Consider the following 21,797-nt stretch of genomic DNA (forward strand, 5'->3'; position numbering starts at 1 on the left):
GTAGCCTGGGGGCAGGAGGTCCCGTGGACCGCAGCAGCGTTCGACTCGGCAACATCGCAGGGGTTCCCGTCGGCGTCTCGTGGACGCTGCTCGTGCTCGCGGCGGTCTTCTCCGTCGGCCTGGCCGAGGGGCGGCTGCCGGCCTCCGACCCGGGCTACTCCCCCACCACCTACTGGCTCGCGGCGCTCGTCACCGTCGCCGGGTTCGTCGCGTCGATCCTGGCCCACGAGCTCGGCCACGCGATCGTCGCCCGCCGCCAGGGGTTCGAGGTCGAGGGCGTCACGCTGTGGATGCTCGGCGGGGTCGCCCGCTACAGGGGCGAGACCGACCGGCCCCAGGCCGAGCTCGGCGTCGCCGCCGTCGGCCCCCTGACGAGCCTCCTCGTCGGCGCCGTCTTCGGTGGTGCGGCGTGGCTCGTCGACCTGCTCGGCATCGACCCGCTGGCGAGCTCGGTCCTCCGCTGGCTGGCGGTCGTGAACGTCGTGCTCGCCGTGTTCAACGCCCTCCCCGCCGCGCCGCTCGACGGCGGCCACGTGCTCGCGGCGCTCATCTGGTGGCGCACCGGGGACCGCCACAAGGGGCACCTGCGGGCCGCGGCCGCCGGCCGCTACCTCGGCTTCGCCCTCATCGCCGCCGGGGCGTGGCAGCTGCTGTCGGTCGGCACCGACCTCGGCCTCTGGACGCTCTTCATCGGGTGGTACGTGCTCCAGTCCGCCCAGGCCGAGGCGCAGGGGGCGCGGGCCCGCGCCGCCCTCGCCGGCATCCCCGTGGTCGAGGCGGCCCGGCCCGACCCGCCCATCGTCGACGAGTGGCTGACCGTCGACGGCCTCGTCGCCGTGCTGGGGGACGGCGGCGACCACACGGCGTTCGTCGTGAGGGAGTCCGACGGCGTGCTGCGCAGCGTCGTGACGCTCGACGACATCCGACGCGTCCCGCCGGCACGCCGCGGCGAGGTCGCCCTCGGCGACATCGCGGTCCCCATCGCCGAGCTCACCACCGCGTGGTCGACCGAGTCGCTGCTCGACGTCCTCCAGCGCGTCGACCCCGACGGCCGCCCCGAGATCGTCGTCTACGACTCGCGCATGTGCCTCGTCGGCGTCGTCAGCCGCACGGACCTCAGCCGGCTGGCCCGCCGAGGCGGGCAGAGCCCGCCGCCCCCTCCCCCGCCGCGACGCTCGTCGCCGGCCCGGTAGCGTCGCCGGCCATGAGCTCCGACGCTGCACCGACCAACGCCCCCGTCTCGGTCGTCATCGACGACGGCGTCGCCGTCGTCCGGCTCGACGACGGCAAGGCCAACGCGGTCAGCCACGAGGCCATCGACCTCGTCCACGCCGCTCTCGATCGGTCGCTCGAGGACGCACGCGCCGTCGTCATCGCCGGCCGCCCCGGGCGGTTCTCGGCCGGGTTCGACCTGAAGGTGATGGGAGCCGGCGACCAGCCGATGCAGGAGCTCGTGCTGGCGGGTGCCGGGCTCTTCCTGCGGCTCTACGGCCATCCCCAGCCAGTCGTCGCGGCGTGCACCGGCCACGCGCTGGCCGGCGGCGCGATCCTCCTGCTCGCCGCCGACACCCGCATCGGCGCCGCCGGGGACTTCAAGGTGGGCCTCAACGAGGTCGGCATCGGCATGACGCTGCCCGCGTTCGCGGTCGAGATGGCCCGGGACCGGCTGCGGACCCACCTCCTCACCTCGGCGACGGTGCTCGGCCAGGTGTTCGATCCGGACGGCGCGGTCGACGCCGGCTACCTCGACCGGGTCGTCGCGGGCGACGCGGTCGTCGACGAAGCCGTGGCGGAGGCCCGGCGGCTGGCCGAGCTGCGGTCGGGAGCCGTGGCGGGCACCAAGCGCCGCCTGCGTGCCGCCACGCTCCAGCGCTGCCGCGCCACCCTCGAGGACGACGTGGCGGAGCTCACGGCACCCCCGGCCGGCTGACGCCGACCGGGGGCGTCCGCGCACGACCTCAGGTGGTCGACGCCTCGTAGATCGAACCGATCGCGGCGTCGAGCGTGGCGTTGAACTCGTCGTCGCTCTGCTGCGCGGTGAGGCCCTCGGTGAGCGCGCGGGAGAAGCTGGCGATCACGCCGGGGTTGCGCGCCAGACGGGCGTTGGCGTCCTCGCGGGAGTACCCGCCGGACAGCGCGACGACGCGGAGCACCCGCGGGTGGTCGACGAGCTCCTGGTAGAAGCCGTCCTCCTCGGGCAGCGTCAGCTTCAGCATCACGTAGGCGTCGTCGGGCACCGACGACAGGTGCGACAGGATCGAGGCACGGAGGAGCTCCTCCGCCTTGGCCTTCTCGGGGCTGTGGATGTCGACCTCGGGCTCGATGATCGGCACCAGTCCGGCGGCGATCACCTGGGCACCGAGCTCGAACTGCTGCGCGACCACGGCCTCGATGCCCGACTCGTTCGCCAGCTTGATGACCGACCTCTCCTTCGTGCCGAACACGCCGTGCTCGTTGGCGCGGGCGAGGAGGTCGTCGAGCCCGGGGATCGGCTTCATCAGCTGCACGCCGTCGGCTTCGTCGGCGAGGCCCTTGTCGATCTTGAGGAACGGGACGACGCCCTTGTCCTCCCAGAGGAACTCGGCGCTGCCCTTGCCGCCGATCTCGCGGTCCATCGTCATCTCGAAGAGGATGGCGCCGAGCACCCGCTCGCCGGTGAAGGCGGGGCTGGTGATGATGCGGGTGCGCATCTCGTGGACGAGGTCGAACATCTCCTCGTCGCCGGAGTAGGCGTCCTCCTCGATGCCGTAGAGCTTCAGCGCCTTCGGGGTGCTCCCGCCGCTCTGGTCGAGGGCGGCGATGAAGCCGGCGTCGTTCGTGACCTTCTGGAGCATCTTCTCGTTCATCTGGTCTTCCCGGGAGTCAGCGTGAGAGGGGTCGGCTCAGTCTGGCCCAGCCCGCCCGTCCCCGGCGACACCCGCGGGCGCCGCTCAGCTGACCGGGTTGGCCACCGTCCGCCAGTCGCGCGAGCGGAGGTAGGGGTCGAAGCTCTCGGCGATGTGGCGGCGGTCGTCCTGGGTCTTCGGGTGCGTCAGCTCGAAGAGGTGGGGGAAGTCCGCCCATCCCCGGACGAGGTCCCAGAGCCGGACCGCCTCGTCCCCCGTCGGTGCCGGCGTGATCACGGGCCCGAACACCGCGTGGTCGCCGGGCAGGACGATCGTGGGCACCCCGTAGGCGGCGTAGGTGCCGACCGCCCGGTCGTGGTCGGCCCGGACCTCGTCGTGGGTCGACACGTCGGCGAGCGCCCGGTCGAGCACCTCGGGGTCGTGGCCGAGCTCGGCCAGCAGCTCGCGGTGCACGTCCGGGGTGTGCGTCTTGCGCCCCTGGAGGTGGAAGGCACGACCGAGCGCCTCGTACCAGCGGTCGACGACGTCGTGGCCATCGCGACGCAGGAGCGCGCCGATGCGCATCTGCGACCAGCCGAAGGACCACTCGCGCTCCCACGGGTGCTTCTTGCCCTCGACGCGGTTGATCTCCTCCAGGCTGAAGAAGCGCCACGAGATCTCGAGCCCGGTGCGGTCCCGCACCTCCCGGATCCACAACGACGTCTGGAACGCCCACGGGCACATCGGGTCGAAGTAGAAGTCGATCTGCTCGTGCGGCCCGGCCGTCATGTCACCCTCCCGAGGTAGCGTCGGCTCGACCGTACCGGCGGCCGACCTCAGGGGGACGAACGTGAGCGAACCGGTGATCGCCCAGCTGGCGACCGAGTGGGCGACGATCGACGAGCTGTGCACGTCGCTCGCGCCCACTGACTGGGACCGTCCGACCGACTGCCCGGGATGGACCGTGCGCGACCTCGTCAGCCACATGATCGGCACCGAGCGCATGCTGCTCGGCGACGCCGCGCCGCCGGCGCCCGGTGCGGTCGGCGAGCACGTCCGGAACCCCATCGGCGAGGCCAACGAGGCATGGGTCGACGCCCGCCGGGGGCTGTCGGGCGACGAGGTCCTCGCCGAGTTCAGGGAGGTGACGAACCGCCGGCTGGAGGAGCTGAACGCCCTGACCCCGGAGGACTTCGACCGCGTCGGCTTCACGCCGGAGGGCGAGGGCCCCTACCGCCGATTCATGGAGATCCGCCTGTTCGACTGCTGGGAGCACGAGCAGGACATCCGGCGTGCCGTCGCCCGACCGGGTCACCTCGACGGCCCCATCGCCGCGGCGGCCGTGCAGAAGGTCGCCGCCGCCGCGGGCTACGTGGTCGGGAAGAAGGCCGGCGCGCCCGACGGCAGCACGGTCGTGTTCGAGGTCCACGGGCCGGTCGAGCTCACCGTCCCGGTGGCCGTCGAGGGCCGGGCCCGCGTGCTCGAGGACGCGCCAGCGGATCCGACGGCCACGATCCGCCTCGACACCGAGGTGTACAACGCGCTCGGGTGCGGCCGCTGGAGCGGCGAGCAGGCGATGGCGAGCGGGCGCGTCGAGCTCGCCGGCGACACCGAGCTGGCGCGACGCGTCGTCGACAACATGGCGTTCACCATCTGAGAGCCGCCACGGCGTACCGTCGGCGCCGGTGACGCCATGACCGAGCCCGACGCGGGCGCGACGACGATGCCCCGGTACCGACGCGAGCCCATGCCGTCGTGGGTGCCGCGGGCGATCGTGATGTTCCTCGTCGGGGTGGCGGCTCTCGGCGTCCTCCGGTGGCTGGTCGGCCGCCTGCAGGACCTGCTGGTCATCCTGCTCGTCTCCCTCTTCCTCTCCTTCGCCATCGAGCCGGCGGTCAACTGGCTCGAGGCCCGCGGCATCCGGCGGGGACTCGGCACGTTCCTCACCTTCGTCGGCCTCGCCGTCGCGATGGGCGTGTTCTCGTTCTTCATGGGACGGTTGCTCGTCGAGCAGGTCGCCGACCTCATCGACCGGATGCCCGAGTACATCGAGCAGGTCCAGGACTGGGCGAACCGCACCTTCGAGCTGGAGCTGGAGGCCGACGAGCTCATCGCCGAGTTCCAGGAGGGCGGTCGGGCCCAGGAGATCGCCACGCAGATGGCGGGGAACATCTTCGAGATCAGCTCCCGGATCCTCGGCACCGTCTTCAACCTGCTCACGATCCTGCTGTTCACCTTCTACCTCGTGGCCGACGGCCCCCGCCTCCGCCGGGCGCTGTGCTCGGCGCTGCGGCCCGACCTCCAGCGCGAGGTGCTGAAGGTCTGGGAGATCGCCATCGCCAAGACCGGCGGCTACATCTACTCCCGCGCTCTCCTCGCCACGATCTCTGCGCTCTTCCACTGGGCGGCGTTCGAGATCGCCGAGGTGCCGTACTCGCTGCCGCTCGCCCTCTGGGTCGGTGTGATGAGCCAGTTCATCCCCGTCGTCGGCACGTACCTGGCCGGCGCCCTGCCGTTGGTCATCGGCCTCCTGCACGACCCGCTCACCGCGGTCTGGGTGGTCGGCATCGTCGTCGTGTACCAGCAGATCGAGAACTACCTGCTGCTCCCCCGCGTCAGCGCGCACACCATGCAGCTGCACGCCGCCGTGGCGTTCGGGGCGGTCATCGCCGGCTCGGCGATCCTCGGCGTCGTCGGGGCGCTGCTGGCCCTCCCGGTGGCCGCGACGGTGCAGGCGTTCGTGTCGACGTACCTGTCCCGTCACGACGTCGTCGAGTCGGCCCTCACCCAGCAGGCCGCCGCCCGCCCGGGCCTCCTCGAACGCTTCCGCCGGACCTGACCCCACCTCGTCGTCGCCGGTCCGACTCCTCCGATCTTGGTACGGATGGCGACACCAGAGGTCGCAACCCGTACCGAGATCGGCGCTCGCTCCCGAGGGCTCACACCGCGGTGCAGACCAGGAGCGACAGGGCGGTGCGCCCCTCGGCCAGGTTGCGCAGGTACATCGGCCCCTTCGTCTCGATGTCGTCGATGAACGTCGCCGTCGTGAGCCCGTTGGTCGGCGGTTCGGACAGCATCGCCCGCATGGCGGGGAGGAGCTCGTCAGCCGGGTCCTCCTCGACGTCCACGCGGAAGCCGGCCCCGGTGACGAGGCGGCGCTGCTCGTCGCGCGTCACGAGGTGGCTCTGGTGCGGCTCCGTGGCCCACGGCACGGGGAGGAGCAGCTCGCCGCCTCCCCCGTCGATCACGTCGAACGTCGCGAATCGGCCGCCCGGTCGCAGCACCCGGCGGATCTCGGCGTAGAAGCCGGCGCGGTCGGCGATGTTCATGGCCACGTGCTGGGTCCACGCGTGGTCGACCGAGGCGTCGGACAGGTCGAGCGCGGTGACGTCGCCGACCCGCAGGTCGACGAGCTCGTCCAGCCCGGTCCGCCGGTTCAGGAGCCGGCCGACCTCGACGAACATCGGCGTCAGGTCGACACCGACGATCCGGCAGCCGAACCTGTCGGCGAGGTGGCGCGCCGGGCCGCCGAGGCCGCACCCCGCGTCGAGCACCACGTCCGACGCCGTCGGGGACAGCAGCGCGGCCATCCGCTCGGTGGCGACCGCCCCCGCGGTGTGGAAGTGGTCGAAGCCCGCGAGCTCGTCGAGCGTGAGCTGCCGCCCGTCGGGAGCGATGTCGTCGAGCGCCGCGGTGACCAGCTCGAGGGCGTTCGAGCGCCGATAGTGGTCGGCGACGGAGGTCATGTCCGACCGCCGGGAGAACGGTGGTGAGCTCTCATGGAGCCTCCTTACGCACCTCGTCCACCTGCGCCGGACACGCTACGCCCCATGCGTGTCGCCGCGCCCCCATGGGGAGCCGCAGCACGCCAGGAGGTGCTGCGCCTCCCCGTGGGGCGCCCTTGGGGCGCCGGGACACGCCCGGGGGTGGTGTGGCTCCCCAAGGGCACGGGAGCAGCGTGTGGGGATGCCCGGCGAACGGGCGTTCGGTCGATAGGCTCGGACAGCCCCACGTCCTGCCCGCCCACCCCCTCGGAGCACCAGCCGCATGGCCCACCAGGGTGAGCTCGTCCCCTTCGCTCGGGAGGTCGTCGACGTCCCGGTCGCGGAGGAGATGAGCGAGTCGTTCCTCGCCTACTCGATGTCGGTCATCACGTCGCGCGCCCTGCCCGACGTGCGTGACGGCCTCAAGCCCGTCCAGCGCCGGATCCTCCACGCCATGCACTCGATGGGGATCCGGGACGACACCCCCACCCGCAAGAGCGCCCGCGTCGTGGGCGAGACGATGGGCAAGTACCACCCCCACGGCGACGGCGCGATCTACGACGCCCTCACCCGCCTGGGCCAAGACTTCGGCCGCAACGTCACGCTCGTCCACCCCCAGGGCAACTTCGGCTCGCTCGACGACCCGCCGGCGGCCGCCCGCTACACCGAGTGCCGGCTCACCACCGCGGCGATGGACATGATCGGCGAGATCGGCGAGGACACCGTCGACTTCCGCTCCACCTACGACGGCGAGAGCTCCGAGCCGATCACCCTGCCGGCGCTGCTCCCGAACCTGCTCGTGAACGGCGTCAGCGGCATCGCCGTGGGCATGGCCACCAACATGGCGCCCCACAACCTCGGCGAGGTGCACGAGGCCATCAAGCTCGCGATGACCAAGCGCCGGCCGAAGCCCACGATCGACGAGCTGATGGCCGTCCTCCCCGGACCGGACTTCCCGTCCGGCGGCATCGTCATCGACGACGGCCTGCGCGACGCCTACGAGACCGGGCGGGGCAGCATCCGCGTCCGGGCCCGCGCCGAGGTCGGCCAGGTCACCGCCCGCAAGCAGGGCATCGAGATCACCGAGCTGCCCTACCTCGTCGGCCCGGAGCGGGTGATCTCCAAGATCAAGGAGCTCATGCTCGCCGGTCGCCTCAACGGCATCGCCGACGTCAAGAACCTGACCGACCGCCACCACGGCCTGCGCATCCAGATCGAGTGCAAGACCGGCGTGAACCCCCACGCCGTGCTCACCGACCTCTACCGCCTCACGCCGCTCGAGGAGAGCTTCGGCATCAACAACGTGGTGCTCGTCGACGGCGAGCCCCGCACGCTCGGCCTCTACGACCTGTGCCAGGCCTTCGTCGACCACCGCCTCGACGTCGTCGTGCGCCGCAGCCGCTTCCGCCTCGGCAAGGCCCGGGACCGCCTGCACATCGTCGAGGGCTTCCTCATCGCCCTCGATGCCATCGACGAGGTCGTCCGGATCATCCGCGGCTCCCAGGACACCGCCGAGGCCCGCGCCGGGCTGATGGGTCGCTTCTCCCTCTCGGAGATCCAGGCCAACGCCATCCTCGACATGCCGCTGCGCCGACTCACCGCCCTCGAGAAGCTGAAGCTCGAGGAGGAGCGCGACGAGCTTGTCGCCACCATCGCCGACCTCGAGGCCATCCTCGGCAGCGAGCAGCGCCAGCGGACGCTCGTGCTGAAGGAGCTCGGGAAGCTGGTCGAGCGCCACGGCTGGGAGCGCCGCTCGACGGTGATCTCCGCCGACCAGGTGCGCGACGCGCAGCCGGCCGAGCCGGTGCCGCTCGAGATCACCGACGACCCGTGCATCGTCACCCTCACCACCAGCGGGCTGCTCGGGCGTGAGCCGGGCGAGGGCACCCCGAAGCCGAGCCTCGGGCGCCACGACGTCCTCGTCGCGTCGGTGGCCACCACCAACCACCAGCCGGTGTTCGCGATCACCGACACGGGTCGGGCGCTCACGGTCACCGCCATGGAGGTGCCGGAGGTCGCGGGACGCAACCGTGGCGCCGCGGCCAGCGAGGTCGTCGACCTGAAGCACGGCGAGTCGGTCGTCACCATCACCACGCCGGGCGAGCACCCGCTGCTGCTGGTCACCCGCAAGGGCGTCGCCAAGCGCGTCGCGCCCGACGAGCTCGCCGGCACGAAGTCCGGTCAGAACGTGATCGGCCTCAAGCCCGACGACAAGGTCGTCGCGGTGCTGGAGGCGGCGGACGACGACGAGGTGGTCATCATCGCCTCCGACGCGCAGACGCTGCGCACCGTCGTCGACCAGGTCAGCATCCAGGGCCGGGCCGCCGGTGGCGTCGCGGGCATGAAGCTGAAGGGCGACGCCACCGTGGTCGGCGCGGGCCTCGCCGTCCCCGGTGCGATGGTGCTGAGCGTCACCGACACCGGCACCGCCAAGCTCACCGACGTGGCGGAGATCCCCACCAAGGGTCGGGCCACCGGCGGCGTCCGCCTCACCCGCTTCAAGAGCGAGAAGCGGCTCGCCTGGGCCCACGTCGCACCGGTCGAGGACCTCGTCGCCGTCGTCGGCAAGGAGGACAACCCGACCCGGCCCGACAGCACGCCGGTCGTCCTCCCCCTCTCCCCCACCCGTCGCGACACGCTGAGCACCGCCACCGAGGAGCGGCTGCTCGCGGTCGGCACCCGGAGGTTCTGATGCCCACCCGCAGGAAGGCCGAGGGCGCCGACTACGACGCCTCCCACATCCAAGTCCTGAAGGGGCTGGAGGCGGTCCGCAAGCGGCCGGGCATGTACATCGGCGGCACGGGCTCCGACGGCCTCTCCCACCTGCTCTGGGAGCTCGTCGACAACGCCGTCGACGAGGCGGCCGGCGGCTTCGCCACCAAGATCGACGTCACGTTCCACCGCGACCGCTCGATCGAGGTCACCGACGACGGCCGGGGCATCCCCATCGACGTGAAGGACAAGGGGCGCACCGCGCTCGAGGTCGTGTTCACCGAGTTGCACGCCGGCGGCAAGTTCGGCTCCGGCGCGTACGCCGCGTCCGGTGGCCTGCACGGCGTGGGCGCCTCGGTCGTGAACGCGCTGTCCACCAAGCTCGTCGCCGAGGTCGACCGCGACGGCGCCACCTGGCGGCTCGGCTTCTCCGAGCGCCTCCCCGGCCGCTTCGAGACCGACGGCTCGTTCACCCCCACCTCGACGCTCGAGAAGGTGAAGGGCGTGCGGCGCGGCACCACCGGCACCCGCGTCCGCTTCTGGCCCGACACCGAGGTCTTCGACCCCGACGCCACCATCGAGTACGCGTCGGTCCGCGAGCGCCTGGCCCGCATGTGCTTCCTCGTGCCCGGCCTGAAGATCCGCCTCACCGACAAGCGTCCGGGCGCCTCGGGCGAGACCGAGGAGTTCGTCTCCAAGGGCGGCCTCGCCGACTTCGTCGACTACCTGAGCGTCGGGGAGAACCTCACCGAGGTCGTGCGCTTCTCGGGGCTCGGCACCTTCACCGAGAAGGTCGCCCAGGGCGGGGCGATGACCGAGATCGAGCGGGAGTGCACGGTCGAGGTCGCGCTCCGCTGGGTCAAGGGGTACGAGCCCGTCGTCGTCAGCTTCGTCAACACCATCCCCACCACCGAGGGCGGCACCCACGTCGCCGGCTTCGAGCGGGCGATGACCCGCGTCGTCAACGACGTGCTCCTGAACGACCTCCGCAAGCTCGCCAAGCTGGCGAAGGAGGGCAAGGGCAACGCCACCAAGGAGGACATCCAGGAGGGGCTCGTCGCGGCCCTCAAGGTCACGCTGCCCGAGCCGCAGTTCCGTGGGCAGACCAAGGAGGAGCTCGGCACCCCCGGCGTGCAGAGCATCGTCTACGAGGTCGTCAAGCGCGACTTCACCAACTGGATCGGCGGCGACGGCAAGAAGACCCACGTCAACGCGGTGCGCGACAAGGTCGCCAACGCCGTCATCAACCGCGTCACCTCGAAGCAGGCGCTCGAGACCAAGCGGAAGGCCGCCAACCTCGGCGCCACCGGCATGCCCGACAAGCTGGCCGACTGCCGGGTGCACGGCCTCGACTCCGAGCTCATCATCGTCGAGGGCGACTCCGCCGCCGGCCCCGCCAAGCAGGGCCGCAACTCCGAGACCCAGGCCGTGCTCCCGCTGCGGGGCAAGATCGTCAACGCCGGCAAGGCGACGATGAAGCAGGTCCTCGACAACGCCGAGGCCCAGGCGATCTTCACCGCCATCGGCGCCGGTCAGGGCAAGGACTTCGACCTCGACCTCGCCCGCTACGGCCGCATCGTCATCCTCTGCGACGCCGACGTCGACGGCAGCCACATCCGCTGCCTGCTGCTGACCCTGTTCCACCGCTACATGCGCCCGATGCTCGACGCCGGTCGCATCTTCGCGGCCCAGCCCCCGCTGTACACCACGAAGGTGGGCGGCGAGACCTACCGGGCCTGGAGCGACGCCGAGCGCGACCGCATCGTCGCCGAGCTCACCAAGGGCAACCGGAAGGCCGAGAGCATCCAGTGGAGCCGGTTCAAGGGCCTCGGCGAGATGGACGTCGCCGAGCTGGCCGAGACGGCGCTCGACTCGGGCAGCCGGATCCTGAAGCGCATGACCGTCGACGACGCCGAGGCCGCGGCCCGCGCCGCCGACCTGTTCGAGGTCCTCATGGGCAACGACGTCAACCGGCGGCGGGACTTCCTGCTCGCCAACTCGAGGTTCGTCGACCAGGACGCCCTGGACGTCTGACCGACCGCTCGTCGGACGTCAGCGCTTGGTGGCCCCGAGTGTGAAGGTCATCGGGACGCGCTCGCGACCGTCGGGCAGCGCCCACTCGTTCGACTCCGTCTCGACCATCTGCGGAAGCGCCTGCCAGGGGCAGGTGTCGTGCTCGACGAACGCGTCGATGGTCATCCCGTGGTCGAGGACGGCGGTGAGCATCTCGCCGATGCCGTGGTTGAACGAGACCTCCTCCGGCGACGAGAGGGTCCCCTCGTGGTCGACGTAGGTCACCTCGGACTCGAAGCGCTCGCCACCCGGTGACTCGAAGTAGTGGAACCGCACGCAGAGCAGGTCGTCGTCCCGGCTCTCGTCGAGGGTGAACAGCATGGGATGCATGTCGCGGATGAACAGCCGACCACCGGGCCGCAGCAGCCCAGCGACCACCTCGGCCCATCGGTCGATGCTCGGCAGCCACGAGATCGCTCCCACCCCCGTGTAGACGAGATCGAACCGTTCGGACCCCAGCGCGACGACGGCGTCGTCCACGGTGGACTCGACGAACTCGCCGGGCGTCTCGCACGTGGCGAACAGGTCCCGTGCCACCTCGAGCGCGGACCCGGAGAAGTCGAGGCCGGTGACCGATGCGCCGAGGCGGGCCAGCGACAGGGTGTCGGTGCCGATGTGGCACTGGAGGTGGACGACGTCGAGACCGTCGACGTCCCCGAGCCGGGGCAGATCGAACCGCACGACGTCGGAGAGCCGCTCGGGCTCGGCTGCGTACCGATCGAGCCCGTAGTCGCGCGAGGCCGCGTGCAACGGCACCCGCGCCTCCCAGTTGGCGTGGTTGGTCACCAGGTAGCCGCCGTCGCTGCGGACGTCGTCGTCGGGTTCGTCGAGCACGGCGACAGGCTACGAGTGGCGCGACCGTGGTGCCCTCGGAGCTCAGGGCGCATCGCCGCGTTGCCTGCCAGCGCCCGGACGCTCAGACCGGAGGGGTGATGGGGGTGCCGTCCGGGCGGAGGAGCTGCCACGTGTCGTCGGGTCCGCGCACAGGTCGGTAGCCGGACTCCTTGAGGCGGTTGTGGTGGCCGCACAACAACGAGCTGTTGGCGACGTCGGTGCAGCCTCCGCGGGTCCACTGCTCGGTGTGATCGACCTGGAGCGCCTGGGGCGGTGAGTGACACCCCGACCACAGGCACGCGAGGCCACCGCGTCGGTCGAGCACCGCCTGCAGTACCGCGGCCTCGCGGGCTCCACCGGTGAAGAGGCGGCGCCGCCGGCCGAGGTCGATGACCCGGCCGTCGTCGTCGATCACGACGCGTCGCACGTGCCCGATCAGCGACACCGCGACCGCATCGGAGGGGGTGACCCGGTGCCCCGTGGTCGTCGCGCAGATCCGGCCCTGGAGGTCGACCCGGTCGCCGCCCCGACCGTCGGCCCCGACAGCCGCACCAGGGCCGCGTCGCGCGCCCGCCAGTCGGGCGAGGCCGTCGTCGTAGGAGCGCTGGTCGATCACGATGCTCACCAACGGCTCGGCCCGGCGGCCCTCGGCGCCGGAGGTCGCGGCCAGGGCGGCCATCGCCACGAGTGCATCGGCGCGCCGTTGCGACGCAGAGCGCGCGTGGTCCGCCGCGGTCGCATCCGTACCCGCTCGGGTCACGGCAGCCTCGTGGTCAGCCAACCGCTCCGCCGACTCGAACCCGGACAGCACGTCAGCCAAGGCCGCGCCCTGCACCGGGCCGAACTGGCCCCTCAGGAGCCACGACCCGTCAGCCTGGTTCTGCACCAACGTGACCCGCCGATGACGGTGCGCCGCGTCGCCGGGCTGCTCGGCGCCGTCGGCATCGGCCAACCGCTCCCACTCCCCCAGCCAGGCCACGAACGGCTCGTGCTGCTCCTCGACGGCCTGCTCGGCGAAGATCGGGTCGGCGCCGTCGAGGAACGCCTGCACCCGCGGGTTCGACGTGGCCCGCCCGATGGCCTGGGCCATCTCCAGCGGGATCCGCCCGGCGGCGAACGCGCCGGCGACGTCCGGCAGTCGACGCAGCGCACGCGCCGTACGGACCCGCCGATGCGCCTCGGGACCGGACACGCGACAGAGGTGCACCAACGCAGCCTTCGCCGTGCGATGGCCGTCGACACCGTGCGCACCGGAACGGTCGATCGCACCGGCGAGAGCCACCCGCAGGGCGTCGATCAGCCGCCCCGCCTGCTCCACGGCACCCGTCACCTCGAGGAGGTCCGTCGCATCGAGCAGCTCGAGATCGGCATCGAGACCACGCTCCGGCGCCAGGACCGATGCCAGCTCCCGGCCCACTTGGGCGACCACGTCGCTCACGCCCCGCTCTATCGCGTCCATGCACCAATGATACGAAGGAGCTGTGACACTCACGGAAAGTATGTGTACAGGCGCGAGAAGTGGCGCACCGGTAGGTTGGCGGTCCATGGCCCACTCCCCGCCGCGGCCGCGCCTCGCCACCGCCGACGACGCCGAGGTCGTCGCCGAGCTCCTCCACGACTTCAACACCGAGTTCGACACGCCGAGCCCCGGCGCCGAGGTGCTGGCCCCGCGCCTGCGGGCGCTGCTCGCCGGCGACAGCACCTTCGCCGTGCTCGCGGGCGAGCCGGCCGTCGCCGTCGCGCTCGTCACGCTCCGACCCAACGTCTGGTGGGACGGGCCGGTCGCCCTCCTCGACGAGCTCTACGTCCGTCCCGACCTGCGCAGCCAGGGCATCGGCGGCCGCGTGATGGAGCTCGTGATCGCCAACTGCCGCGAGCGCGGCGTCGAGCTGGTCGAGATCAACGTCGACGAGGCGGACGTGGACACCCAGCGCTTCTACGAGCGCCAGGGCTTCTCGTGGATCGAGCCCGACACCGGCGAGCGGGCGTTCTACTTCTCCCGCGAGCTCGGCTGACCCGCCGCCGTCAGCTGGTCGGCCGCTCGCCCACCGCGAGGACCGACTGGCCCACCGGGACGCTCCGTCCGGCCTCCATGCGGCGGACGAGGGGCACCGCGAGGCGGTCGTAGAGGCCCGCCGAGAGAGGTCGGGTCGGCACCTGCCGGAGCAGCCGGGCGTAGACGAACCACGCCACGGCGCCGAGCGCGTTGACGTAGCGCGCGTCGACGACGTCGAAGCCGGCCTGGCGGAGGCGGCGTCGCAACCCGCCGAGCCGGTAGCGACGGTGGTGGCCGACCTTGGCGTCGAACTCGCTGTAGAGGGCGTCGAACGCCGGGGCGAACACCACGACGCGACCGCCGGGCCGCAGCGCGGCGCGCAGCGTCCGCAGGGCGGCCACGTCGTCGGGGATGTGCTCGAGGACGTTGGAGAGGACCACGGTGTCGCAGCAGCCGGGCGGCAGGCTGGCGGCGTCGCCCTCGACGACGGTGATCCGGTCGTCGCCGGCGAAGCGCTCGCGCATCCGGGCCACGCCGCGGGGCGACGGTTCGACCGCCGTGACCGGCCCGAAGGCCGCCAGGCGCTGGGTGAGGGTGCCGTGACCGGCTCCCAGCTCGACGATGTCGCCCCGGAGGTGCGGCGCCAGCATGTCGACGAGCCACCCGACGTAGTTGTCGGCGCCGTCGAGCGAGTGCAGCGTCTCGGCGAGCTCCTCGTCGGCCTCGCTGAACGCCGCCGGGGTCCGCTCCCGCTCCGCCTCACCACCGGCCAGGCGGCGGCCCAGTGGGGAGTAGCGAGCGATGCAGTACATGGCCCGCACGCCGTCGCGCCACCCGATCTTCTTGCCCTCGGCGTAGGTCCGTCCGTCGTAGGAGATCCCGACCTCGTACACCCGCCAACGCCCGGCGGCGATCTTCGCGGTGACCTCGGGTTCGAACCCGAAGCGGTCCTCCTCGATGTCGATGCCCTGGATGACCTCGCGGCGGAACGCCTTGTAGCAGGTCTCCATGTCCGACAGGTTGAGGTTCGTGACGGCGTTCGACGCCATGGTGAGGAAACGGTTGCCCACCGAGTGCCAGTAGTACAGGACCCGGTGCGGGCGGCTGGTGTGGAAGCGCGACCCGTAGGACACGTCGGCCCGACCGTCGAGGAGCGGCTCGAGGAGCACGCCGTAGTCGGTCGGGTCGTACTCGAGGTCGGCGTCCTGGATGATGACGAAGTCCGCCGTCGCCGCCTGGATCCCCCGGCGCAGCGCCGCGCCCTTGCCCTGGTTGAAGGGCTGGAGGAGCACGCGGACCCGCGGGTCGTCGATGGTGGCGAGCAGGTCCCGTGTGCCGTCGGTCGAGCCGTCGTCGACGATGATGAGCTCGGCCGTGAACGGCGACGCGAGGACCGATGCCACGACCTCGAGGACGGTCTTCTGCTCGTTGAAGCACGGCATGACCACCGAGAGGCATGCCCGTTCGTCTCGCTCGCTCACCACCGACACCAGGGTACGCGCCTCAGGTTCCGTCGACGGACCAGTGCCACGGCTCGCTCGCCAGGTTGTGGAACCCGAACAGGTGGGCGTTGGCCGCGAGCCACTGGAACGCCGGGCTGTCCTGGGAGGAGATCGTCCGGCCGTCGTAGGTGAAGTCGATGGCCAGGCCGAGCTCGTGGAGCGACGAGCCGGGGCGGGCGGTGGGCGGGGAGCACTCGCCCGCGGGCCGCTCCCACACCGAGTACGGGTCGTCGCCGCCGCAGTGGGCGATCCGCAGGCGGATCTGCTCCTCGTTCGTGCGGTGGGAGCCGCCACCGAGGTGGATCCCGTCGGCTTCGGCCGCGGCGAGGAGGCCCTCGACCTGCGGCGCGATCGAGCGGTGGACGCGGAACCCACGCACGTCGACGAGCGGCACGTCCCCGGTCGCGCGCGTCCCGTCGACGAGGCCGCGGTTCACCTGGGCCAGCTGCAGCGCCACCAGCCCCGTCTCGTGCGACGCCTCGCCGATGCGGTGCTGCACCGCGGCGTGCAGGTCGGCCTGCTCCTGGCGCGCGCCGACCAGGTCGGCGAGCTCCTGCACGGCGCGCTCCTGGGCGGTCTCGGCACGCCGTTCGGCGTCCTCGGCGTCGCGACGCTGGTCGCCGAGCCGGCCGCGTGCCTCGCGCAGCTGGCGGACGATGTCGGTGTCCCGCCGGTTCTGGACGTCGAGGTACACCTCGAGCGAGACGGCGTCGCTCGGCGCGGCGGCGTGCAGCATGGTCTCCATGCGGTCGGCCTGCGGGGGCGCCACGTAGGCGGCGACCGCCATCGCCGCCATCTGCTCCTCGAGCTGCGCGACCTCGGCCTGGGTGGCGGCCTCCTCGCGACGCGCGGCCTCGGCGGTGACGTACGCCTGGGCGTAGACGTCCTGCGCCTCCGCGACCTCCGCCGTCTTCAGCGCCACGTAGTCGTCGAGCACCGCGATCGCCGAACGGAGCTCGGCGTCGGATGCCTCCAGGAAGTCCAGCTCGGCGACGAGGGCACGCTGGCGCTCCGCGAGGGCCTGGCGGTCGTCGTCGGCACGATCCGCGCCGGCGACGGCCGGAGCGAGCGCTGCGACGAGGAGGGTGCCGCTGAGGATCAGCCGCCAGCGACGGGTGCGAACCGATGACACGTGGAACCTCGGGAGGACGGTGCACGGCAGCAGGCCGTGCGGCCGTGTCATCCATCGGCCGACTTCCGGCCGCTCTTGAGGAACCTCGCCCCCGACGGGGCAGGCGTCACAGGATCTGGGAGATGAAGAGCTTCGTCCGCTCCTCCCGCGGATCCTCGAAGAAGTGCTCGGGGGACCCCACCTCGACGACCTCGCCGTCGGCCATGAAGACGACCCGGTCGGCGACCTCACGAGCGAAGCCCATCTCGTGGGTGACGACGATCATCGTCATGCCGCTGCGGGCCAGCTCCTTCATGGCGTCGAGGACCTCGGCGACCATCTCGGGGTCGAGGGCCGACGTCGGTTCGTCGAAGAGCATCACCTTGGGGCGCATGGCCAGTGCCCGGGCGATGGCCACGCGCTGCTGCTGACCGCCCGAGAGCTGCCCGGGGTACTTGTGGGCCTGCTCGGGGATCTTCACCCGTTCGAGCAGCTCCATGGCGGTCGCCTCGGCCTCCTTGGCCGCCTGCCGCCGCACCTGCCGCGGGGCCAGGGTGACGTTCTCGAGCACCGTCATGTGCGGGAACAGGTTGAAGGACTGGAAGACCATCCCGGTCTCCCGCCGCACGGTCTGGACGTTGCGCACGTCGTCGTTGACCTCGACCCCGTCGACCAGGATCCGGCCGGCGTCGTGCGCCTCCAGCCGGTTGATGCAGCGGATCAGGGTCGACTTGCCCGAGCCCGACGGCCCGCAGACGACCACGACCTCCTGGCGCCCGACGACGAGGTCGATGTCGCGCAGGGCCTGGAAGTCCCCGAAGAGCTTCTGCACCCCCTCGAGCACGATCATCGGCTCGCCGGTGCCGCCGGGCACCGTCGCCCCGGAGCTCAACGTGTCGGTCATCTCACACCCACCCCCAGTCGGGTCTCGAGCCGTCGGCTCTCCCTGGACATCGAGTACGACACCGCCCAGAACAAGAAGGCGACGAACGGCAGCGTCACCGCCTGCAACCCACGTCCCACGAAGTCGTCCTGGCTCGTGGCGGAGTCGGCCACGGCGAGGACCTCGGTCAGGGTGATCGCGAAGAGCAGCGTGGTGTCCTGGAAGAGGCTGATGAACTGGCCGACCATCGCCGGGATCACCGCCCGCAGGGCCTGGGGCAGCACGATCCGCCGCATGACCGCGAAGGTGGAGAGCCCCACCGCCTGACCGGCCTCGATCTGCCCGCGCGGCACGCTCTGGAGACCGCCCCGGACGATCTCGGCGATGTAGGCGGACTCGAAGATCACGATGGCGACGAGCGCGCGGACGACCAGGCTCGGTGGCGACATCGACGGCGGCAGGAAGAAGCCGATCATCAGCTGCGCCATGATCAGCAGGGCGATGAGCGGGACCCCCCGGAAGAACTCGATGTAGGCGACCGAGACGATGCGCACCGCCGGCAGGCGCGACCGCCGCCCGAGGGCCAGGAGCAGACCGAGGGGGAAGGCCAGGATGATGCCGGCGAAGGTGACGAAGAGGTTGAGGTGCAGGCCGCTCCAGCCGTCCCACCCGACGCCTCCCGCAGCGGTGAGGACGAGCACCGACACCACGAAGCCGGCGACGAACACCAGGACGCCGTAGCGGCGGAACCCGGCGGGGGCCCGACGCCCTGCGACCACGCCGGCGGCGCCGAGGGCGAGGACGCCGATCGTCAGCAACGTCGGCGCGATGGTGCGGGTGAAGGACAGGACGACGACGACCATCAGCATCAGCGGCCAGAAGCGCCGCAGCGCGCTGGCCGCGGTCAGGTGCTCCACGCTGCGGCCGCGACGCTCGGCGTCGGCGGCTGCGGCCGATGCCAACATCCCCGCTGTCAGCCCGAGCGACAGCGCCAGCACCGCCCCGGCCGCCCACGGGCGCCACAGCTGGGAGCGATCGAAGCGGCCGACCATGAACAGCGTGAGGTTGCGGCGGACGATCTCCCAGTCCGCGTTGACGAACACGAACGCCAGCAGCCGGTAGGCCGCCCACCCGAGGAACCCCCCGAACACCACGGTCAGCACGGAGTTCAGCGTGCTGTTGAACAGGTTGCTGCGGACCCACGGGAGCGGACCGGTGGCCCCTCGGACGCGCGTGGCCGTCGTCATCGCGACACCAGGTGGAGGCGGCGGTTCACGAGGTTGGTGACGGCGGCGATCGTGAGCGACAGCGCGAGGTAGGTCAGCATCATCAGGCCGATCGACTGGGGCGCCGGGTTGCCGTTGCCGATGACGGTGAGCGTCGTCTGGGTCAGCTCGAAGAAGCCGATCGCCAGGGCGAGCGACGAGTTCTTGGTCAGGTTGAGGTACTGGTTGGCCATGGGCGGCACGGCGATGCGGAACGCCTGGGGCAGCACGACGAAGCGCAGCCGCTGGAAGCCGGACAGGGCCAGGGCATCCGATGCCTCGACCTGGCCCTTCGGCACCGCCTGGATGCTGCCCCGGACGATCTCGGCGATGTAGCTGGCCGTGTACACCACGAGCGCGAGGAGGAGCGCCGCGTAGTTCGCGCTCATCGCCCACCCGTCCTCGACCTGGACGCCGACGATCTGCGGTCGGTCGAGCACGAGGGGGCCGCCCAGGGCGAACCAACCGACGCCGCCGACGACGAGCACCACGGCGGCGGACAGCGCGACACGGTGGTGCGGCTCGCCGGTCGCGACGTTGCGCCGCGTGCGCCAGATCCACACCGCGGCGGCGCCGACGAGCGCGACGAGCAGGACCACCTGGTAGGTGCCCGCGCGGGGCCCTTCGAAGGCGGGCGCGACGATGCCGATCGTCCGGTTGCTGACGATGACGAGGCCGAACCAGTCGGCGGCCTCCTGGATGCGGGGCAGGCGGAGGATCACCGCCGAGAACGTGAAGACGATGACGATGAGCGGCGGCAGGTTCCGCAGGGTCTCGACGTAGAGCGTCGCCGCCTTGCGCACCAGCCAGTTGGTGGAGAGGCTGGCGACCCCGACGGCGACGCCGAGGATCGTGGCGAGCACGATGCCGATCGCCGCCACCGAGATGGTGTTGGCCAGGCCGACGAGCAGGGCCTCGCGCACCGTCTGGCTGGCCCTGAAGTCCGAGCCGAGGATCTGGAAGCCGGCCGGTTGGTCGAGGAAGCTGAGGTCGGTGCTCAGCCCGGCACGGTCGAGGTTCCCGATGAGGTTGCCGAACAGCCAGCGGAGCAGCAGGACCACGCCGACCAGGAAGACCACCTGCAGCGCGCCGCGCAGCACGCGCGCGTCACGCCACGGGGGTGGCCTCCTGGTCGAGGTGGTCGCCGTCACGCCGGCGTGCGGCTACCGGTACGGCGGCGGGTAGAGGAGTCCGCCCTCGGTGTAGAGGTCGTTGAGGCCCCGCTCGAGCCCGAGCGCGGTGTCGGGACCGACGTGGCGCTCGTAGATCTCGCCGTAGTTCCCCACCTGGGAGATCACCTCGTAGGCGAAGTCCTCCGACAGGCCGAGACCCGGATCGAGGACGGCGTTGTCCTCGCCGGCCGGTTGACCGAGGAAGCGGAGGATCTCCGGGTCCTCGCTGTCGAGGAAGTCGTCGACGTTCTCGCTCGTGATGCCCCACTCCTCGGCCTGGATCGTGGAGATCACCGCCCAGTTGACGGCGTCGTACCACTGCGGGTCGCCGTCGCGCACCGCCGGGCCGAGTGGCTCCTTCGAGAACGTCTCGTCGAGGATCGTCAGCGCCTCGGGTCCGCCGTCGGCGTCGGGGTAGGCGGAGCGGACCGCGGCGAGCTGCGACTTGTCGGACGTCCACCCGTCGCACTGGCCGCTGATGAACGCCTCACGCAACAGGTCGTTGTCCTCGAACGACAGCGGTTCGTAGGTGAGGCCGGCGGCGTTGAACCGACTGGCGAGGTTGAGCTCGGTCGTCGTGCCCGACAGCACACAGATCGAGGTGCCGTCCATGTCGTCGATCGACGAGTACTCGCCGCTGCGGACCATCATCCCCTGGCCGTCGTAGAACGTCGTCATGGCGAAGGCGGCGCCCTCACCGCCGTCGCGGGTGGCGGTCCACGTCGTGTTGCGCACGAGGACGTCGATCTCGCCGGACTGCAGCGCCGTGAAGCGGTCGGCCGCGGCGAGCGGCCGGTACTCCACGGCATCGGCGTCGCCGAGCACGGCGGCGGCGATCACCCGGCAGTAGTCGATGTCGAAGCCCGAGAAGTTGCCCTCCTCGTCGATCACGCCGAAGCCGGGCACGGCGTCGTTGACGCCGCACACGAGGGTGCCAGCCTCCTGCACCGAGGCGAGCAGGCTCTCACCGTCCTGGGCCGGCTGGAACTCGACGGTCTCCTGCGTGGTGTCGCTGCCGTCGTCGGATGCATCGTCGTCGGCGTCGTCGCCGCTGCACGCGCCGAGGAGCATCGCTCCCACCGCCAGCACCGCCGCCCATCGCCACCTTCTCTGGTTCATGTCGGACACTCCCCTTCGTTCGTGGTGGCCAGACGGTAGGTCATGGCCACCGACGCGCGTCGGGAAAGTCAGGAAGGTGTCGCCGTGCGTTCACACGGCAGGCGCGACGCCCGCGCCCACGTCCGGCTCAGGCGGAGTCGGCGGCGAGCAGGTCGCGGATGGAGACGATGCCGACGGGCACGCCGTCCTCGACGACCGGCAGGTGGCGGATCCCGCCGTCGACCATGCGCCGACCCACCTCGGCGAGGCTCTCGTCGGGCGCCACCGTGACCACCTCGAAGGTCATCACGTCCTCGGCCCGCTCCTCGTCCGGGTCGGCCCCCTCGGCGAGGGCGCGGACGACGTCGCGCTCGGAGACGATGCCGGCGATCGGCTGGGCACCCTTGACGACGACGGCACCGACCTCCTCGCGGGTGAGCACCTCGGAGATCTCACGCAACGTCGAACCGAGCCGCACGGTGACCGTGGTGCGGCGCATGACCGTGGCGATGGGGTTGGCGGTGCTGAGCATCGGGGTCTCCGGGGTCTCGAGCCGGCGGTT

At 71.6% G+C, this 21,797-nt stretch carries 19 protein-coding genes; 7 read left to right on the plus strand and 12 right to left on the minus strand.

Features of this window, described 5'->3' with window-relative positions:
* The first annotated feature begins 23 nt into the window (after nucleotides 1-23).
* Both GH723_RS14025 and GH723_RS14030 read left to right on the plus strand, forming a co-directional pair.
* Nucleotides 24-1,193 carry a site-2 protease family protein gene (locus GH723_RS14025; protein WP_153760232.1) on the plus strand — a complete coding sequence of 390 codons (1,170 nt, stop codon included), beginning with the start codon at nucleotides 24-26 and terminating at the stop codon, nucleotides 1,191-1,193.
* Between the two features lie 11 nt (nucleotides 1,194-1,204).
* On the plus strand, nucleotides 1,205-1,930 hold the full coding sequence (locus tag GH723_RS14030) for a crotonase/enoyl-CoA hydratase family protein (protein WP_153760233.1): 726 nt from the start codon (nucleotides 1,205-1,207) through the stop codon (nucleotides 1,928-1,930).
* 28 nt (nucleotides 1,931-1,958) lie between these two features.
* Here GH723_RS14030 and GH723_RS14035 read toward each other — a convergent pair whose 3' ends face one another.
* Together GH723_RS14035 and GH723_RS14040 are read right to left on the minus strand one after the other, a co-directional pair.
* Nucleotides 1,959-2,846, minus strand: coding sequence for a fructose bisphosphate aldolase (locus tag GH723_RS14035; RefSeq protein ID WP_153760234.1), 888 nt, complete (start codon nucleotides 2,844-2,846; stop codon nucleotides 1,959-1,961).
* Between the two features lie 84 nt (nucleotides 2,847-2,930).
* Nucleotides 2,931-3,614 carry a DsbA family oxidoreductase gene (locus GH723_RS14040; RefSeq protein ID WP_153760235.1) on the minus strand — a complete coding sequence of 228 codons (684 nt, stop codon included), beginning with the start codon at nucleotides 3,612-3,614 and terminating at the stop codon, nucleotides 2,931-2,933.
* A gap of 61 nt (nucleotides 3,615-3,675) precedes the next feature.
* Here GH723_RS14040 and GH723_RS14045 point away from each other — a divergent pair, with 61 nt between their 5' ends.
* The gene (locus GH723_RS14045) at nucleotides 3,676-4,482 is read left to right on the plus strand and encodes a maleylpyruvate isomerase family mycothiol-dependent enzyme (protein ID WP_195210315.1); all 807 of its coding nucleotides are present in this window, start codon (nucleotides 3,676-3,678) and stop codon (nucleotides 4,480-4,482) included.
* A 36-nt stretch (nucleotides 4,483-4,518) separates the two neighbouring features.
* Complete coding sequence (locus GH723_RS14050; RefSeq protein WP_153760237.1) at nucleotides 4,519-5,664, plus strand: AI-2E family transporter; 1,146 nt, start codon at nucleotides 4,519-4,521, stop codon at nucleotides 5,662-5,664.
* A gap of 100 nt (nucleotides 5,665-5,764) precedes the next feature.
* Here GH723_RS14050 and GH723_RS14055 read toward each other — a convergent pair whose 3' ends face one another.
* Entirely contained in the window at nucleotides 5,765-6,571 is an 807-nt protein-coding gene (locus tag GH723_RS14055) for a class I SAM-dependent methyltransferase (protein WP_153760238.1), read from the minus strand.
* Between the two features lie 301 nt (nucleotides 6,572-6,872).
* Here GH723_RS14055 and GH723_RS14060 point away from each other — a divergent pair, with 301 nt between their 5' ends.
* Nucleotides 6,873-9,281, plus strand: coding sequence for a DNA gyrase/topoisomerase IV subunit A (locus GH723_RS14060; RefSeq protein WP_153760239.1), 2,409 nt, complete (start codon nucleotides 6,873-6,875; stop codon nucleotides 9,279-9,281).
* Entirely contained in the window at nucleotides 9,281-11,335 is a 2,055-nt protein-coding gene (locus GH723_RS14065) for a DNA gyrase/topoisomerase IV subunit B (protein WP_153760240.1), read from the plus strand. Before GH723_RS14060 ends, GH723_RS14065 begins: the two co-directional genes overlap by 1 nt.
* Nucleotides 11,336-11,353: 18 nt before the next feature.
* On the opposite strand, the gene GH723_RS14070 is transcribed toward GH723_RS14065, so the two are convergent.
* Nucleotides 11,354-12,208 (minus strand): class I SAM-dependent methyltransferase, encoded by an 855-nt coding sequence (locus GH723_RS14070; RefSeq protein WP_229022844.1) that lies wholly within the window; start codon nucleotides 12,206-12,208, stop codon nucleotides 11,354-11,356.
* Between the two features lie 82 nt (nucleotides 12,209-12,290).
* On the minus strand, nucleotides 12,291-13,700 hold the full coding sequence (locus GH723_RS14075; RefSeq protein WP_195210316.1) for an HNH endonuclease: 1,410 nt from the start codon (nucleotides 13,698-13,700) through the stop codon (nucleotides 12,291-12,293).
* Nucleotides 13,701-13,752: 52 nt separating this feature from the next.
* On the opposite strand from GH723_RS14075, the gene GH723_RS14080 reads away from it, so the two are divergent.
* Nucleotides 13,753-14,223, plus strand: a complete 471-nt coding sequence (locus GH723_RS14080; protein ID WP_153760242.1) for a GNAT family N-acetyltransferase — start codon at nucleotides 13,753-13,755, stop codon at nucleotides 14,221-14,223.
* Nucleotides 14,224-14,233: 10 nt separating this feature from the next.
* Here the strand turns inward: GH723_RS14080 and GH723_RS14085 are convergent, their stop codons facing one another.
* The 7 genes from GH723_RS14085 to GH723_RS14115 all read right to left on the minus strand — a co-directional run bounded on the left by GH723_RS14085 (nucleotide 14,234) and on the right by GH723_RS14115 (nucleotide 21,767).
* Entirely contained in the window at nucleotides 14,234-15,685 is a 1,452-nt protein-coding gene (locus GH723_RS14085; protein ID WP_153760243.1) for a glycosyltransferase, read from the minus strand.
* Between the two features lie 22 nt (nucleotides 15,686-15,707).
* Nucleotides 15,708-16,838, minus strand: coding sequence for a D-alanyl-D-alanine carboxypeptidase family protein (locus tag GH723_RS14090; protein ID WP_153760244.1), 1,131 nt, complete (start codon nucleotides 16,836-16,838; stop codon nucleotides 15,708-15,710).
* A 106-nt stretch (nucleotides 16,839-16,944) separates the two neighbouring features.
* Nucleotides 16,945-17,721 (minus strand): amino acid ABC transporter ATP-binding protein, encoded by a 777-nt coding sequence (locus GH723_RS14095; RefSeq protein ID WP_324248581.1) that lies wholly within the window; start codon nucleotides 17,719-17,721, stop codon nucleotides 16,945-16,947.
* Nucleotides 17,718-18,947: an amino acid ABC transporter permease gene (locus GH723_RS14100; protein ID WP_153760245.1), complete on the minus strand. Its 1,230-nt coding sequence runs from the start codon at nucleotides 18,945-18,947 to the stop codon at nucleotides 17,718-17,720. Before GH723_RS14100 ends, GH723_RS14095 begins: the two co-directional genes overlap by 4 nt.
* Nucleotides 18,944-20,065 (minus strand): amino acid ABC transporter permease, encoded by a 1,122-nt coding sequence (locus tag GH723_RS14105; RefSeq protein ID WP_195210317.1) that lies wholly within the window; start codon nucleotides 20,063-20,065, stop codon nucleotides 18,944-18,946. Before GH723_RS14105 ends, GH723_RS14100 begins: the two co-directional genes overlap by 4 nt.
* Before the next feature lie 63 nt (nucleotides 20,066-20,128).
* Entirely contained in the window at nucleotides 20,129-21,256 is a 1,128-nt protein-coding gene (locus tag GH723_RS14110) for an amino acid ABC transporter substrate-binding protein (RefSeq protein WP_153760247.1), read from the minus strand.
* Nucleotides 21,257-21,383: 127 nt separating this feature from the next.
* Nucleotides 21,384-21,767 carry a CBS domain-containing protein gene (locus GH723_RS14115; RefSeq protein ID WP_153760248.1) on the minus strand — a complete coding sequence of 128 codons (384 nt, stop codon included), beginning with the start codon at nucleotides 21,765-21,767 and terminating at the stop codon, nucleotides 21,384-21,386.
* Between the last annotated feature and the right edge of the window lie 30 nt (nucleotides 21,768-21,797).

This window comes from Actinomarinicola tropica, assembly GCF_009650215.1.
Lineage (GTDB): Bacteria > Actinomycetota > Acidimicrobiia > Acidimicrobiales > SKKL01 > Actinomarinicola > Actinomarinicola tropica.